Origin of the sequence: Bacillus sp. FS02 (assembly GCF_024398395.1) — a bacterium.
Classification (GTDB): Bacteria; Bacillota; Bacilli; order Bacillales; family Bacillaceae; genus Bacillus; species Bacillus altitudinis.
The window spans coordinates 2,491,427-2,505,418 of sequence record NZ_CP074101.1; the positions used below are offsets into that span (position 1 = coordinate 2,491,427).

The 13,992-nt window shown below is 41.0% G+C and carries 15 protein-coding genes; 12 read left to right on the plus strand and 3 right to left on the minus strand.

Annotation, left to right across the window (positions count from 1 at the left end; translation table 11 throughout):
* The first annotated feature begins 12 nt into the window (after positions 1-12).
* From KFQ09_RS12580 to KFQ09_RS12600, 5 genes are all read left to right on the plus strand, one after another.
* The gene (locus KFQ09_RS12580; RefSeq protein ID WP_008348186.1) at positions 13-348 is read left to right on the plus strand and encodes a hypothetical protein; all 336 of its coding nucleotides are present in this window, start codon (positions 13-15) and stop codon (positions 346-348) included.
* Positions 349-359: 11 nt separating this feature from the next.
* Positions 360-1,451, plus strand: coding sequence for a DUF4097 family beta strand repeat-containing protein (locus KFQ09_RS12585; RefSeq protein ID WP_007500040.1), 1,092 nt, complete (start codon positions 360-362; stop codon positions 1,449-1,451).
* Positions 1,452-1,457: 6 nt separating this feature from the next.
* Positions 1,458-1,652 carry a PspC domain-containing protein gene (locus KFQ09_RS12590; RefSeq protein WP_008348183.1) on the plus strand — a complete coding sequence of 65 codons (195 nt, stop codon included), beginning with the start codon at positions 1,458-1,460 and terminating at the stop codon, positions 1,650-1,652.
* Positions 1,653-2,039 (plus strand): phage holin family protein, encoded by a 387-nt coding sequence (locus KFQ09_RS12595; RefSeq protein ID WP_007500042.1) that lies wholly within the window; start codon positions 1,653-1,655, stop codon positions 2,037-2,039.
* A 94-nt stretch (positions 2,040-2,133) separates the two neighbouring features.
* Positions 2,134-5,988 carry a lamin tail domain-containing metallophosphoesterase family protein gene (locus KFQ09_RS12600; protein WP_255835716.1) on the plus strand — a complete coding sequence of 1,285 codons (3,855 nt, stop codon included), beginning with the start codon at positions 2,134-2,136 and terminating at the stop codon, positions 5,986-5,988.
* 27 nt (positions 5,989-6,015) lie between these two features.
* On the opposite strand, the gene KFQ09_RS12605 is transcribed toward KFQ09_RS12600, so the two are convergent.
* From KFQ09_RS12605 to nagA, 3 genes are read right to left on the minus strand one after another with little or no spacing between them, the layout of a single operon-like run.
* On the minus strand, positions 6,016-6,741 hold the full coding sequence (locus KFQ09_RS12605; RefSeq protein WP_129547908.1) for a GntR family transcriptional regulator: 726 nt from the start codon (positions 6,739-6,741) through the stop codon (positions 6,016-6,018).
* 18 nt (positions 6,742-6,759) lie between these two features.
* The gene (gene nagB, locus KFQ09_RS12610) at positions 6,760-7,485 is read right to left on the minus strand and encodes a glucosamine-6-phosphate deaminase (protein WP_255835717.1); all 726 of its coding nucleotides are present in this window, start codon (positions 7,483-7,485) and stop codon (positions 6,760-6,762) included.
* The gene (gene nagA / locus KFQ09_RS12615; protein ID WP_060832682.1) at positions 7,485-8,675 is read right to left on the minus strand and encodes an N-acetylglucosamine-6-phosphate deacetylase; all 1,191 of its coding nucleotides are present in this window, start codon (positions 8,673-8,675) and stop codon (positions 7,485-7,487) included. The genes nagB and nagA overlap by 1 nt, the downstream gene beginning before the upstream one ends.
* A gap of 176 nt (positions 8,676-8,851) precedes the next feature.
* On the opposite strand from nagA, the gene hprK reads away from it, so the two are divergent.
* The 7 genes from hprK to KFQ09_RS12650 all read left to right on the plus strand — a co-directional run bounded on the left by hprK (position 8,852) and on the right by KFQ09_RS12650 (position 13,975).
* Positions 8,852-9,784, plus strand: a complete 933-nt coding sequence (gene hprK / locus KFQ09_RS12620) for an HPr(Ser) kinase/phosphatase (protein WP_003212943.1) — start codon at positions 8,852-8,854, stop codon at positions 9,782-9,784.
* A gap of 11 nt (positions 9,785-9,795) precedes the next feature.
* Positions 9,796-10,620 carry a prolipoprotein diacylglyceryl transferase gene (gene lgt / locus KFQ09_RS12625; protein ID WP_007500053.1) on the plus strand — a complete coding sequence of 275 codons (825 nt, stop codon included), beginning with the start codon at positions 9,796-9,798 and terminating at the stop codon, positions 10,618-10,620.
* A gap of 16 nt (positions 10,621-10,636) precedes the next feature.
* The gene (locus KFQ09_RS12630; RefSeq protein WP_216942830.1) at positions 10,637-11,581 is read left to right on the plus strand and encodes a nucleoside recognition domain-containing protein; all 945 of its coding nucleotides are present in this window, start codon (positions 10,637-10,639) and stop codon (positions 11,579-11,581) included.
* Positions 11,578-12,228 carry a pyrophosphatase PpaX gene (gene ppaX / locus KFQ09_RS12635; protein WP_060781456.1) on the plus strand — a complete coding sequence of 217 codons (651 nt, stop codon included), beginning with the start codon at positions 11,578-11,580 and terminating at the stop codon, positions 12,226-12,228. Before KFQ09_RS12630 ends, ppaX begins: the two co-directional genes overlap by 4 nt.
* A gap of 1 nt (position 12,229) precedes the next feature.
* Positions 12,230-12,748, plus strand: coding sequence for an acyltransferase (locus KFQ09_RS12640; protein ID WP_017368116.1), 519 nt, complete (start codon positions 12,230-12,232; stop codon positions 12,746-12,748).
* A 69-nt stretch (positions 12,749-12,817) separates the two neighbouring features.
* On the plus strand, positions 12,818-13,246 hold the full coding sequence (locus KFQ09_RS12645; protein ID WP_003213266.1) for an Rrf2 family transcriptional regulator: 429 nt from the start codon (positions 12,818-12,820) through the stop codon (positions 13,244-13,246).
* A gap of 87 nt (positions 13,247-13,333) precedes the next feature.
* Positions 13,334-13,975 carry an NAD(P)-dependent oxidoreductase gene (locus tag KFQ09_RS12650; protein ID WP_255835718.1) on the plus strand — a complete coding sequence of 214 codons (642 nt, stop codon included), beginning with the start codon at positions 13,334-13,336 and terminating at the stop codon, positions 13,973-13,975.
* Positions 13,976-13,992: the final 17 nt, after the last annotated feature.

A 13,992-nucleotide genomic window follows, 5' to 3' on the forward strand; every position in this document is an offset into this window, starting at 1 on the left:
GAGCGAATATATATGAACAGAGATCAGTCGATCATTGCATCTATTTGTTATTTTAGTGTATTTTTCATGCCGTTTATTGTGCCGATCGTGGCATATTTTGTAGTGGATCAAAAGGAAACGAAACGGCATTCGCTGCGTGCATTGTGGTCACATGTTTTGCCAGTCGCAGCGTGTGTGCTGCTGGTTTTTGGAGCTATCCCCTTTTTATTGACGACACAGGCAAGCGACTCACTCGTTCCAGTGTTCACCGTACTTATCTTGTCCTTTTTAGTCGCCATTGGCTTTTTGATCTCTGTCATTTGGAATATCATTCAAGGTATTAAAGTGCTTCAATCCATTAAATCGTAGGAGGGCTTTGTATGAATGAAAAAGAACGCATTTTAAAATTAGTAGAAGACGGGACATTATCTGCAAAAGAAGCGATTACGCTGCTTGAAAAACTAGAAGAAAATCAGTCCATTTCACTAGAAAAATCAACGGCTGATCATACCTTTCATGAAGAAAAAGCTGGCACAGAGAATAAAGGAACTGGTACTGAAAACCTCGGTGCAAAGCTGTTTGGATGGTTAGATTCGGCGGTGAAAAAGGTCAAAGATGTCGATCTTGATTTGAACTTTGGACAGTCCGTTGACGTTGAACACATTTTTCAATTCAAAGACGCTGCACTATCTCATTTAGATATTCAATTGGCAAACGGCAGTCTCAATTTGATGCCTTGGGATGATGGGGATGTTCGGGCAGAGTGTCATGCGAAAATTTACCGTGCAGAGGATGGAGAGCAGGCCAGACAGCAATTTCTTCAACATCTGGATTGCGGGCTTGAAGGGGACAAATTTTTTATCCGAACTGAAAAGAAGACCATGAAGGTCAATGTCACCCTGTATGTACCACGTATCCAATACGATAAGATCAAAGTCAAACTGTTTAATGGACCGATTCGCGGGGAAAAGCTAAAGACAAAAGAACTGGCTGCAAAAACAACAAATGGCGTCGTCTCTTTTGCCTCTTTACAAGCAGAAAAAGTCGGAATTGAAACAGCAAATGGGCAAATCAAACTGGCTGATCACGAGTGTGGTATGATTGAAGTAGAAACCATTAATGGGCTCATTGACCTGCGTGGGAAAAGTGAATCAATTGATGCACAGAGCTTCAATGGGAACATTGCTGTTCAGCTGTCAGATGAGAAATGCCGTTCGATCTATGCAAAAACGACAACAGGCAGTGTGGACGTTCAGATTCCGCGTGCTTGTGCAGTGACTGCGGAGCTGAAAAGCAATCTCGGATCGATCTCTCATGAGCTGCTTGATGCAAATATGATTAAAGAGAAAAATGAAACGCTGCAAAAAGAGAAAATGATCAAAGCCAATCAACAGGCGGAGCACAATATATCCATTTTTGCAGAAACAAAAACAGGCTCAATCCAAGTAAAGCACCAATCAGACAAGGAGTGATTCTACATGAAGAAGCTTTATCGTTCAGCGACAGATAAAAAAATAGCGGGTGTTGTCGGTGGACTTGCTGAATACTTAAGTGTCGATGCATCCCTGCTTCGTATTTTAACGGTGATCATCGGATTTATGACAGCATTTATGCCGATATTCTTGATCTACTTCATCTGGTATTTTGTTGTTCCGGAAGAAGGCACTAACTAAATGCTTAGATGGATCGTTAGTATTTTCGTCAATGCATTACTTTTAATCGTCATTGCTGGATATTTTGATTCAGGCATTCTGCCAGGCCTCGGTAGTGTGTATATTGAAGGCTTTGGCGCAGCGATTGTAGCAAGTATTATTTTGTCCTTGCTCAATATTTTAGTGAAGCCGTTTTTGATCATTTTAACGCTGCCAGTGACAGTACTTTCACTAGGATTGTTCCTCTTTGTCATTAATGCCATCACACTGATGATGACCTCAAGCTTTATGGGAGATAGTTTTAACATTGATGGGTTTGGAACGGCCATTTGGATGGCTGTCATTTTATCCATTTTCCATCTGCTCATACAGAAAGGAATCGTGGAACCGTTAGCGAAAAAAAGCTAACGGTTTTTTTGTGTGAATTTATATCGTTTCCCCGTTCCATCTGTCATAAAAACCGTCTTCAGGAGACACAATATCCGAAGGGAGGCGGTGCACGATGGTGAATGTGAGCAGACAAATCATTCTTTTGCTTTTTTTGAGCATTCTTTTTTGTTTCAGTCAGCCTGCTTCAGCAGGATCTTTGACACAAACACAAGTGAACATACGAAATAAGCCCTTTTCACCTTTTATCTTTGATCAATTTCAAGTAGATGTCCGTCCGGTTCAAGGAAAAAACCGTGATCTTCAATTTCAGGCATCTATTAGTCAGTCAGAGCAAATTTTGTCTGCAAACTTGTACTATAAACAGAGTGATGAACTGGGATATCGATTGATCCCAATGGAACGATTGCCGGGGATGAAACCAGAATTTACAGCGAAAATCCCGACAGATCAATTGTGGAATCCAACAGTTCATTACTATACAGAATTCCTGACGCAGAAGTCTGTCATCAAAACAACCGAACAAGCTGTTCACTTAAACGGATTTGAAGAGGATCTCTCACAAATCCCTGAGCTATTGATGACAGAAATCGTGGTGAATTCAAAAAACCGCAAAGGCAAGGATGCTTTTGAATTCATCGAGGTGTATAACACAACACATGCACCCATTTCACTTCGACATTATCAGCTTCGCTATCGCAATCCAGCGCAAGGCGTGGAGATGGATGATATATATTCATTCCACACAAGTCCGATCACCATTTCTCCTGGAAAACCGTACGTATTTTGGCTTAGAAAAAAAGGACAGGAGCATTTAACAGTAGCGGATTTTAATGCGATGTACAAAAGCCATTTAAAAGAGGGCGAGCATCTATCGGTCATTGAGAGTAAAGGATTGTCCAATTCTAAATCCCGCCTTGTTTCTATCACAACAAATATAGGAGAAGAGGTATCGTCGGCATCCTATCGTTTAAAGTCTTCATTGTTTAGCGAGCACAGATCGTTACTGTTCAAGTATCCAATGGATGGAACGACACAAATGAAGCTGATCTCGAAAGTGGAGGAAGAGCCGACACCCGGAAAAGTGTTAAAAGCACAAGTTCCAACTGAAAAAAAAGAAATATCACAAGATGTTCATAAACCTGTGATCGAAGATATGACAGACAATCAACCGATAAAACCAACTGAAGGCATTGAAATGAGAGCAGATGTGCAGGATGATCAGTCCGTCAAAACGGTCAAATTGCGATATCGAACCAATCGTCATGAAGATTTTAAAGAGGTGCTGCTTCAAAAGGATCATAATGATCGGCTGTTTCACCATATTATTTATTCACCTGAGCTCATCGGTAAAGAACGATTGGAATATCAGATTGAAGCGTCAGACGGCGAAAATCAAGCAATGACAATGAAAAAAACAATTGATGTGGAACAAGTAAGCAAAGCTCACGGCCTTCGATTGAATGTAGAAGAAGGAGATACGGTTTCTGGCGTATTTAACTTAAAAGCAACAGCAGATCAGAAAAAAAGCATACAATTAATGATAGATGGAAAACCGATTCGACAAGTATTCCCTGCACTTGAAGCAGATCCATATCTTGCATTTGATGTCAAAGGGACAAATTTATATTTTAAGAATGGTGTATCTATAGGTAAGCACTTACTTTCCATTTTTGATGATTCGACAAAAGTGTATCGCACCTATACAATACCAATACCAGAAAAACACTTAGAAAAGGCAGGTCCACAAACGATATCATTCCATGCTGGGACGAAGTCATCGCCGTTTGACCGATTTCCTGGAGAAAATCACGATGATTTTGAATTGAAAAATGTCCAGATGATTTTATCGAATGGAACTCAAATTCTGCCTCTAAATGCGAGCCAGCATGAGGAATGGAAAATGGGCGACGGTGGCAGCGCTAAGAAGGTAAGAGCATTTCAGTTTCAAATCCCGAAGCAAGCATATGCTTCAAGCTATATTCAGTGGGATACAAGAAGGCTGAAAGAAGGAGTACATGTTGTTCAGGCTAAAACCGCAGACGAATCTCAATCTGTACGTGTGAAAGTCGATAACACGGGTCCGAAAATCAAGAGTAATATACAGGCAAATGACCAATATAAAGGCGTCTTTACGTTAAAGGCAAAGGTGACGGATCGTTGGAGTGATATAGCGGAGATGAAGGCATATTTAGATGGAAAACCCATCTCTTTGCCTTATCAAACGTCCTCTAGCGAATTAGAACCTGGGGAGCACACATTGAAGATAAAAGCAAAAGATGCCGCTGGAAACAAATCAACTTTGAAAAAGGTTTTTAAGACGGTACATGAACACCCTGAAACGCCAGAGAGAGTGTCAGATAGGACAAAAAAGGAATCATCTAAGCAAACAGTGCTAACCAATGATCCTACTAATGATCAGTTAGATTACTCCTTTTACCGTGCCTATCAATATACATCGCTGCATCCGTCCATGAAGATTTTCAAATATGCAGCGGAAACAGAGCCGCCAAAACATTTAAATGAAACAAGGGAAATGATTTTTTCTGATCGAGAAAGAAATCGAATTGCATTTGCTGATGGTAAATCAGTGGAAACGAAAGATCTACAGCATTTTCCTTATCATCGCTTTCAAATCAAGGTTCATCACGATGTACGTGAAAAGGATGTTGTCGAGGCTGTATGGAAAGGAAGCTCATTATCAGGGAGAAAGGTAACGATGTATGCTTGGAATCATCAGCAAGAAAAGTGGGATAAAATCACTCATCACTTTGCCAAGGATGAAAAGGAATTTTACCTGAAAGGGTTGCTGTCAGTCAGACAGTATATGAAAAATCAAACGTTTGATTTGCTTGTACAAGATGAGATCAGTAAGACGTTAAAGCCTTATAAGATGGTGTGGATGTCTGATACTCAATATTATGCCAGAAGTTATCCTCATATTTTCAAAAAAATGGTCGAGTGGATCAGAGATCAAAGGGACCCATTAAATATTCAATATGTGTTCCATACAGGTGATATTGTGGATGATTCAAAGGATAAGCAATGGAATCGTGCCGATACATTTATGCGTGTGTTAGATCAGCATCAGATTCCTTACGGTGTATTAGCTGGTAATCATGATGTCAGACACAAAGACGGCCATTATAGGGAATATGGGAGATACTTTGGAGCGAAACGCTTTGAAGACAAGCCGTATTACGGTGAATCCTATCAAAACAATCGAGGTCATTATGATCTTATCTCTGCTGGTGGCAATGATTATATGATGGTGTATATGGGCTGGGGGATCAAGCAAAATGAGATTGACTGGTTAAATCGAGTCATTTCTGAACATCCAGATCGAATTGTCATTTTAAATTTCCATGAGTATTTGTTAGTGAGCGGCAATCGAAGCCCAATTGGAGATTTGATCTTCCATCAAGTGGTAAAGCGTCACCCGAATATTGTCGCAGTATTTAGTGGCCACTACCACGGAGCCAGTCGAAAAGTAGATGAGATTGACGATGATCATGATGGAAAAGTGGACAGAAAAGTATATCAAATCCTTGCAGATTACCAGTCAGGTCCTGAAGGCGGTCAAGGTTTTATGCGGCTGATCACTGCAGATCAAGAAAAAAATAAACTTCATTTCACCACATACTCACCTTACTTGAATCAAGAACATTTTTATGATCCAAAAACGTATGGAGATCAAGATGAATTTTCAATTGATGTCGATTTAACACCAAAAATGAAATCCGTTAAAACCAATTATTTTGAATTGAATGTCTACACAAACGTTCTTCTTGGAGAAGTCAAAGGTGTGAAAAGTGGTAAAAAAGCAACCTTTGAATGGAAAGGGTTAAAGTCAAATCAAGAATATTATTGGTACACTGTCGCAAAAGACCGTTTCGAAGGGAAAGCGATTTCGCCTATATGGAAAATTCATACAAAAAATGATGATCAATCAACATTTCTTAGGAAATAAAAAAACTGTGCTTTCATGAGCACAGTTTTATCTTTCCATTGTGTGAGTGAGTTTGTATCGATCCCCTCTATAAACGGACATGACATACTCGAATGGAAGATCATTTTGAAAATAAGTTGTTCTTACAATGGAGAGGACAGGGTCCCCTAATGAAATAGACAGCAGGTCAGCTTCTTCCTTTGAAGCAACATTGGCTTCAAGCTCCTGCTTGGCATGGGCAATGGTTAGACCTGTGTTCGTTTCTATATATTCATATAAAGATCCAGTTAAATGGTCCTTTGTGAGCTCGCCAGCAAATTTTTCAGGTATATAACTCGTTTCAATAGCCATTGGTTCATCGTTTGCACGGCGGATTCGTTTTAATTCATAGACATCTTCACTGTTCGACAGCTGTAATGATTGCAGCAAATGCTCTGGGCATGCGACTTTTTTGAAATCAATCAACTGACTTGAAGCGTTGAACCCACGTTGACGCATATCTTCTGTAAAGCTTGTTAAGCCCTGAAGCGGTTGTTCAAACTTCTTTCGGCTAACAAATGTTCCTTTTCCTTTTTGCCGGTATAAATATCCTTCGTTCACAAGGTTCGATAAGGCTTGTCTGACAGTCATTCGGCTAATACCAAAGCGTTCGGCATATTCTCTTTCAGAAGGAATGAGTGTATCAGGTGCTAACGTTCCATCCTCAATCTGCTTTTTCAAGTTCTCCATAATCTGATGGTACATGGGGATAGGTGACTGCTTATCAATAAACATGTGAAAATCCTCTCGTGTTTAGCGTAGTGAACCAGCTTCTCGATCAATAAAAATCGTCACATCTTCATGAAGTTTTAGAGCAGATGCAGGGAAGTCTGGGTGAATCTCTGTTCGTTCTAAATATTGTATCACGTCCGCTTTTGATTTTCCTGATGCGAGAAGGAGAATTTTTTTGCTTGAAAGAATGCTTGCAATTCCCATTGTAATGGCATGTGTAGGCACCTCATCAATAGAAGAAAAGTACCTTGCATTGGCTTGGCGAGTGTGTTCATCTAATTGGACGACATGCGTCTTTGAGTCAAAGGGAGTACCAGGTTCATTAAACCCGATATGTCCATTTTGTCCGATACCAAGTAGCTGAAGATCAATGCCCCCTATATCTTCAATGAGCTGATCATACCTTAAGCACTCTTCTTCCAAGTGAGAAGCAGCACCATTGGGGAGGAAATATTGATCTGATGGGAGATCAATATGGTCAAATAAATGACACTTCATGTAAGTCATATAACTATTTTCATGATTTGGATCAATTCCCACGTACTCATCCAGATTCACTGTTCTTGCTTGTTTGAAAGACAATTGTTCTGTTTGATGCAACTGAATTAACTCTTTATAAGTGTCAATTGGTGTACCGCCAGTTGCCAGACCGAGAACCGCATCTGTTTTTGATTTAATGGTACGTGCAATGAAAGCAGCAGCTGCTTTTCCTAATTGATCTTTATCTGCAAATTCGATGATGTTCATCAGTGTGTGGCCTCCTTTTTTTCATAAACGATTTGTCCATGGCAGATCGTCATCATGAGTTCGCCAGCTTCATCCCAAATGACCAAGTCTGCCAGTTTTCCAACTTCGATCGAACCGAGCTGATGATCGATCCCGAGCTGAGTGGCTGCATTTGTTGAGGTCATTTGAGCAATTTCTGTCCATCCACATTGTGTGATCTGTCTCATACGTTTGACCCCATCTTTCATTTGTAAAATCGATCCTGCAAGTGTTCCATCTGCCAGCAATGCTTTTTCACCGCCGACTGTCACAGTCTGCCCGCCAAATTCGTAGGTCCCCTCTCCAAGTCCTTTTGCACGCATTGAGTCTGTAATCATGATCAAACGTTCACTTCCCTTTGCCAAATACGCAAGCTTTACGGAAAGAGGATGTGAATGAATGCCATCTGTAATCAGCTCAGTCAAAAGCTTTTCGTTTGTAAGTGCAGCTCCTGCAACATTGGGCTCACGATGCTGAAATGAACTCATTGCATTATAAAGATGCGTGACATGACGCGCACCGTGCTTTGCTGCTAGTTCAATCATGTCATGATGAGCATTTGTATGTCCAATAGAAGGAATGATATTTTTTTCTTTTAGTAAGGAAAGAAATGCAAAATCAGTATCTTCCTCAGGTGCAAAAGTGACAATTCGAATCAGCTGATCAGATGCACTCAGCCATTTCTCAAAAAGAGGAAGGTTAGCCTGTGTAATCCATTGAGCTGGCTGCGCACCAGCTTTATCTTTAGAAATAAAAGGACCTTCTAGATGAATGCCTAAACATTGTGCCTGACTTCCAGCCTGCTTTTCATTATAGGGTCTCCACTGTGCGACATTTTTAAGTGCTTGCTCAATCTCTTGATGATTTTGTGTAATGGTTGTTGCTAAAAAGCTTGTCGTTCCTTCTGCGGGTAAGTGATCAGCAAGTGTATTCATGGCTTCTGGTGTCGCATCCATCATATCTGCACCATATCCCCCATGGATGTGAATATCAATCATTCCGGGGAGTAAATAAAAGTTTTCCCGGGAAATATATACTTTTTCATAATTTCCTGTCGGCGGTGATGTTGAAATATAGTCGATCTTGCCATCGCGTAAACCGACAAAACCGTTTTCAATGATTTCTGTCTTTGTCACAATATGAATATTGGAGAGCAATAAAGAACTGCTCATGATTGTGCCCCCTTATTCTCGTCGTTAGATTCAGTTTACCTTTTTTAAGTATAGTTGTCTATACCAGTAAATGTGATGAAACAGGATCAGGATAAAATACTATTTTGGGTTCATCATTGAAAGTGATAAAATAGAGCTGTATTTCTGAAACGCCTGCGATAAAAGGAGGAAGAAGCGTGCCGAAAGTTCGTACGAAGGACATAATGGAACAATTTCATCTTGAACTGGTAAGTGGGGAGGAAGGGATTAATCGTCCCATTACAATCAGTGATCTTTCCAGACCAGGTATTGAAATGGCTGGATATTTTACATATTACCCAAAAGAAAGAGTTCAACTTTTAGGGAAGACAGAGCTTTCTTTTTTTGAACAGCTCCCAGAACGCGAACGAAAGCAGAGAATGATGTCTCTTTGTACAGATATTACCCCTGCCATCATTTTGTCACGAGATCGTGAAGTACCAAAGGAATTGATCGAAGCTTCAAACGAAAATGGAGTGCCGGTTTTACGCTCAAGCTTAAAGACGACAAGACTTTCGAGTCGATTAACGAACTTCTTAGAAAGCAAGCTTGCACCAACGACTGCGATTCATGGCGTACTCGTAGATGTATATGGTGTAGGTGTGCTGTTAATTGGAAAAAGTGGTGTAGGTAAAAGTGAAACGGCTTTAGAATTAGTGAAGAGAGGACACAGGCTGGTTGCAGACGATTGCGTGGAAATCAGGCAAGAGGATCAGGATACGTTAGTTGGAAGCGCACCAGAGCTGATTGAGCACCTTCTAGAAATCCGTGGATTAGGCATTATTAATGTGATGACCTTATTTGGAGCGGGCGCTGTCAGAAGCTATAAGAGAATTACGATTGTTATGAACCTTGAGCTTTGGGAACAAGGCAAACAGTATGACCGTTTAGGACTTGAGGAAGAAAAAATGCGAATCATCGATACAGATGTACCAAAGCTGACCATCCCTGTACGTCCGGGACGAAATTTAGCGGTCATCATCGAGGTAGCTGCTATGAACTTCAGATTGAAACGAATGGGACATAATGCAGCGGAACAATTTACAAGTAAACTTGCCGATGTCATTGAAGACAATGGCCAGGATGAATAGGAGCTGTTTATATGAATGAAGCAATTCAACCAATTGATCCGATTGCTTTTCAGCTCGGACCTATTTCGGTTCATTGGTATGGTGTGATTATTGGGGTCGGAGCGCTGCTTGGACTCTGGCTCGCATTAAGGGAGTGTGAAAAAAGAGGCATCAATAAAGATATGTTTATTGATCTCATCTTATTTGCCATTCCTATCGCCATTATTTGTGCACGAATTTATTATGTATCCTTTGAATGGGATTATTATCAGCAGCACCCAAATGAAATCATCAAGATTTGGAATGGCGGAATTGCCATACATGGTGGACTGATAGGGGCGGTGCTGACAGCGATTGTCTTTACTAAAGTGAGGAAGGTGTCCTTTTGGAAAATCGCCGATGTCGCAGCGCCTAGTATTTTACTAGGGCAAGCCATCGGGCGCTGGGGGAACTTTATTAATCAGGAAGCGCATGGTGAGGCTGTTTCAAGAGCCTTTTTAGAAAATTTGCACCTGCCTGAGTTTATTATTAATCAGATGTATATTGACGGGACCTACTATCACCCTACGTTCTTATATGAATCATTATGGAATATCGCAGGCGTTTTGATATTAATCTTATTACGTAGAACATCATTGCGTCGAGGCGAAATGTTCTTGTCTTATTTAATCTGGTATTCAATCGGTCGTTTCTTCATTGAAGGAATGAGAACAGACAGCTTAATGCTGACTGAGCACCTTCGAATTGCACAGATGATTTCAATTGCTATATTTGCAGTGGCTATCTTGTTGATTGTGTTTAGAAGAATCAAAGGATATGCATCTATACCGTATAAAGAGAACAACTCATCAAATTAAGCAAGGGGGATAAAAGATGAGGGAGACATGGAAAAACGGCTTGAAAGCAGGGTTATCGACAACTTGGACACTTGGAAAAGTCATTTTTCCGGTTACCATTCTCGTTAGTATCTTGCAGCATACACCTGTGATGGATTGGATGATACAATTCATCCGTCCATTTATGGGTCTGTTTGGTCTTTCAGGGGAAGCGGCCATTCCGCTTGTTTTAGGAAATATGCTGAACTTGTATGCGGGTATTGCAGCCATCTTGACATTAGAGCTGCCGGTGAAGGAAGTGTTCATTTTAGCGGTCATGCTCTCTTTTTGTCACAACTTGATCATCGAATCAACAGTGGCGGCGAAGGTTGGGCTGCGGGTGTCTGTCATTTTGCTAGTCAGAATCAGTCTTGCCGTCGTGTCAGCAGTTGTCATTCATCTCGTTTGGCAGGGAGGCGAGGAGCCGGCGCAATATGGTTTGCTGACAGCTGCTCAGTCGGCTGATGTGCCTTCTAGCTGGTATATGATCGTACTTCTTGCTTTACAGAAAGCTGTTCTTGGTGTGCTGCAGCTGGCTTGTATTGTCATTCCTCTCATGATCATCATTCAATTCATGAGAGACTTAGGGTGGCTCCATACGCTGTCTAAGTGGCTGTCTCCTTTTACGAGAATGCTTGGAATGAAAGAAAATACGTCTATGACGATGGTGGCTGGTTTAACCATTGGTCTTGCCTACGGGGCAGGCGTCATGATGAAGGCAGTGGAAGAGGACGGTGTCAGCAAAAAGGATTTAACGCTTGCTTTCATTTTCCTTGTGGCGTGTCATGCGGTGGTTGAAGATACACTCATTTTCATTCCATTAGGTATTCCAGTATGGCCGCTTCTTCTTATTCGCCTTATTTCTGCTATTTTATTGACAGCTGCCATCAGCTATATTTGGCGGAGGCGGGAACATGCAGCTGTTAGAAAGGAAGCTATATGAACCAATCAACTATTAACACAGTGCTATTTGATTTAGATGGCACATTAATCAATACAAATGAATTAATTATTGCTTCATTTCAGCATACGCTTGATCATTATTACCCTGGTCAATACAGCCGTGAGGATATCCTTCATTTCATTGGTCCATCATTATTCGATACATTCTCTGCAATGGATCCGAATCTGACAGATGACATGATTCAGATGTATCGAACGTTTAATCATGAACAGCATGACCTGCTTGTGACGGAGTACGAGACGGTTTTAGATACGTTGAAAATTCTTCAGGATCGAGGGTTTAAGCTTGGTATTGTGACAACAAAAATACGTGATACGGTTTTAATGGGATTAAAGCTGACTGGATTGGAGCCATTTTTTGAGGTCATTGTCACACTTGATGATGTACAAAATGAAAAGCCAGATCCAGAACCAGTTCAGCTGGCATTATCCAAGCTCGGCAGTGATCCGCATGAGGCGATCATGGTTGGCGATAACTATCACGACATTTTATCTGGTCAAGCGGCAGGGACGAAAACAGCAGGTGTTGCTTGGTCTATTAAGGGAGAAGAAGCCCTGTTAAAGCATCGCCCTGATTATATGCTGCAGAAAATGAGTGATCTCTTGGCGATTGTTGGAGCTGATTAAGTTGAGAAAAACAGATCGTTATCCTGTCAAAGGGGTCAATTCGCTTAGACAAGTCTATCGGACGGTCCCCTTTCTCAAGGTTGTGAAAAACTTTATCTTTATTCAAATGGCAAGGTATACGCCTTTTATGGGAATGAAAAATTGGATTTATCGCACCTTCCTTCGAATGAAAGTCGGGGAGGATACGGCGTTTGCTTTAATGGTGATGGTCGATCTCATGTTTCCTGAGAAAATCACTGTCGGTCGAAATAGTGTGATTGGCTATAACACGACCATTTTGTCCCATGAGTATTTGATTAAAGAGTATAGGCTTGGGGAAGTCTATATTGGTGATGAAGTCTTAATTGGGGCAAATTCAACGATTCTACCTGGAGTGACAATTGGTGATGGTGCGATTGTATCGGCAGGAACTCTTGTGAACAAAGATGTTCCGGCAGGCTCCTTTGTTGGAGGTAATCCAATGCGGATGATATATACAAAAGAGGAAATGGAAGCACGTCAATCTACGTCTGCTGAGTAGCTCGGCAGACTTTTTTGTTGACATTCTAACATGGTGTAACTATAATGATTACAACAGAGGTGAGAAAACATGAAAATCAGCAGCAGATTTACTGTCGCTGTCCATATTCTGGCCTTGCTATCACTTGAAAAAGGATCATTACAGACATCGGAGGATATCGCAGGAAGTGTCAATACAAATCCAGTGGTCATTCGCCGTATCATGAGTAAGCTCAAAAAAGCAGGCCTAATCTCAACGAGTCTTGGCAAAGGCGGTTCTCAATTAAACCGAAGTGAGGATGACATTACACTGCTCGATGTGTATAAAGCGGTTGAAGTGGTGGATGAGGGAGAGTTGTTTCAAATTCATGAAAGCCCAAACCCTGACTGTCCGATCGGTGCAAATATTCAAGCTGTACTAGAATTAATTTTGTGCCGTGCTCAAAGTGCGATGGAGCAAGTGCTTGCTGAGATCAAATTAAGTGAATTAACGCAGGTTTTAATCAAAAAAATTGGATGATCTATTCAATTTTTTTTACCTCTGTTGTAACCATTTCGGTTACATCTTAAGTGATCAAAATAACAATATATTGTAGGAGGAATTTACATGAACATTGGAATCATTGGCGCAACAGGTAAAGCAGGACAACACATTTTAAAAGAAGCTCAATCGAGAGGGCACGAAGTAACGGCAATCGTTCGAGATGCACAAAAAGTGACCAATTCATCAGCAGCTGTTTTAGAAAAGGATGTTTTTCACTTAGAGGCAGGAGACGTCAAAGGTTTTGATGTGATCGTAAACGCATTTGGTGCACCAGCAGGACAAGAGCACCTTCATGTAGAAGCAGGGAAAAAACTCATTCATCTCTTGAAAGAGACACCAGAAACGCGTTTAATCGTCGTGGGAGGTGCTGGAAGTTTATTTGTAGATGAGGCCAAAACAACTAGACTGATGGACACACCGGAGTTTCCAAAGGAATACTTTGCTACTGCTTCACAGCAAGGAGAAAATTTAATAGATCTTCAAAAGACCGAAGGATTAAAATGGACATTTTTAAGTCCAGCAGCCTTCTTTGATCCAGCAGGCAAACGGACAGGTGCTTATGTGAAAGGCAAAGACCATCTTATCGTCAATTCGAAGGGTGAAAGCTATGTGAGTTATGCTGACTACGCCGTTGCGCTTGTCGATGAGATAGAACAAGATGCTCATGTTGGAGAACGTTTTACTGTGGTTTCTGAAGCAGAATAAGTAGAATAACATGCGTT

Bases quoted from the DNA above. Each gene is read 5' to 3' on its own strand.
- KFQ09_RS12580 (WP_008348186.1), top strand. From the start codon at position 13: ATGAACAGAGATCAGTCGATCATTGCATCTATTTGTTATTTTAGTGTA.
- KFQ09_RS12585 (WP_007500040.1), top strand. From the start codon at position 360: ATGAATGAAAAAGAACGCATTTTAAAATTAGTAGAAGACGGGACATTA.
- KFQ09_RS12590 (WP_008348183.1), top strand. From the start codon at position 1,458: ATGAAGAAGCTTTATCGTTCAGCGACAGATAAAAAAATAGCGGGTGTT.
- KFQ09_RS12595 (WP_007500042.1), top strand. From the start codon at position 1,653: ATGCTTAGATGGATCGTTAGTATTTTCGTCAATGCATTACTTTTAATC.
- KFQ09_RS12600 (WP_255835716.1), top strand. From the start codon at position 2,134: ATGGTGAATGTGAGCAGACAAATCATTCTTTTGCTTTTTTTGAGCATT.
- KFQ09_RS12605 (WP_129547908.1), bottom strand. From the start codon at position 6,741: ATGTTTATTGATAAGCAGTCACCTATCCCCATGTACCATCAGATTATG.
- nagB (WP_255835717.1), bottom strand. From the start codon at position 7,485: ATGAACATCATCGAATTTGCAGATAAAGATCAATTAGGAAAAGCAGCT.
- nagA (WP_060832682.1), bottom strand. From the start codon at position 8,675: ATGAGCAGTTCTTTATTGCTCTCCAATATTCATATTGTGACAAAGACA.
- lgt (WP_007500053.1), top strand. From the start codon at position 9,796: ATGAATGAAGCAATTCAACCAATTGATCCGATTGCTTTTCAGCTCGGA.
- KFQ09_RS12630 (WP_216942830.1), top strand. From the start codon at position 10,637: ATGAGGGAGACATGGAAAAACGGCTTGAAAGCAGGGTTATCGACAACT.
- ppaX (WP_060781456.1), top strand. From the start codon at position 11,578: ATGAACCAATCAACTATTAACACAGTGCTATTTGATTTAGATGGCACA.
- KFQ09_RS12645 (WP_003213266.1), top strand. From the start codon at position 12,818: ATGAAAATCAGCAGCAGATTTACTGTCGCTGTCCATATTCTGGCCTTG.
- KFQ09_RS12650 (WP_255835718.1), top strand. From the start codon at position 13,334: ATGAACATTGGAATCATTGGCGCAACAGGTAAAGCAGGACAACACATT.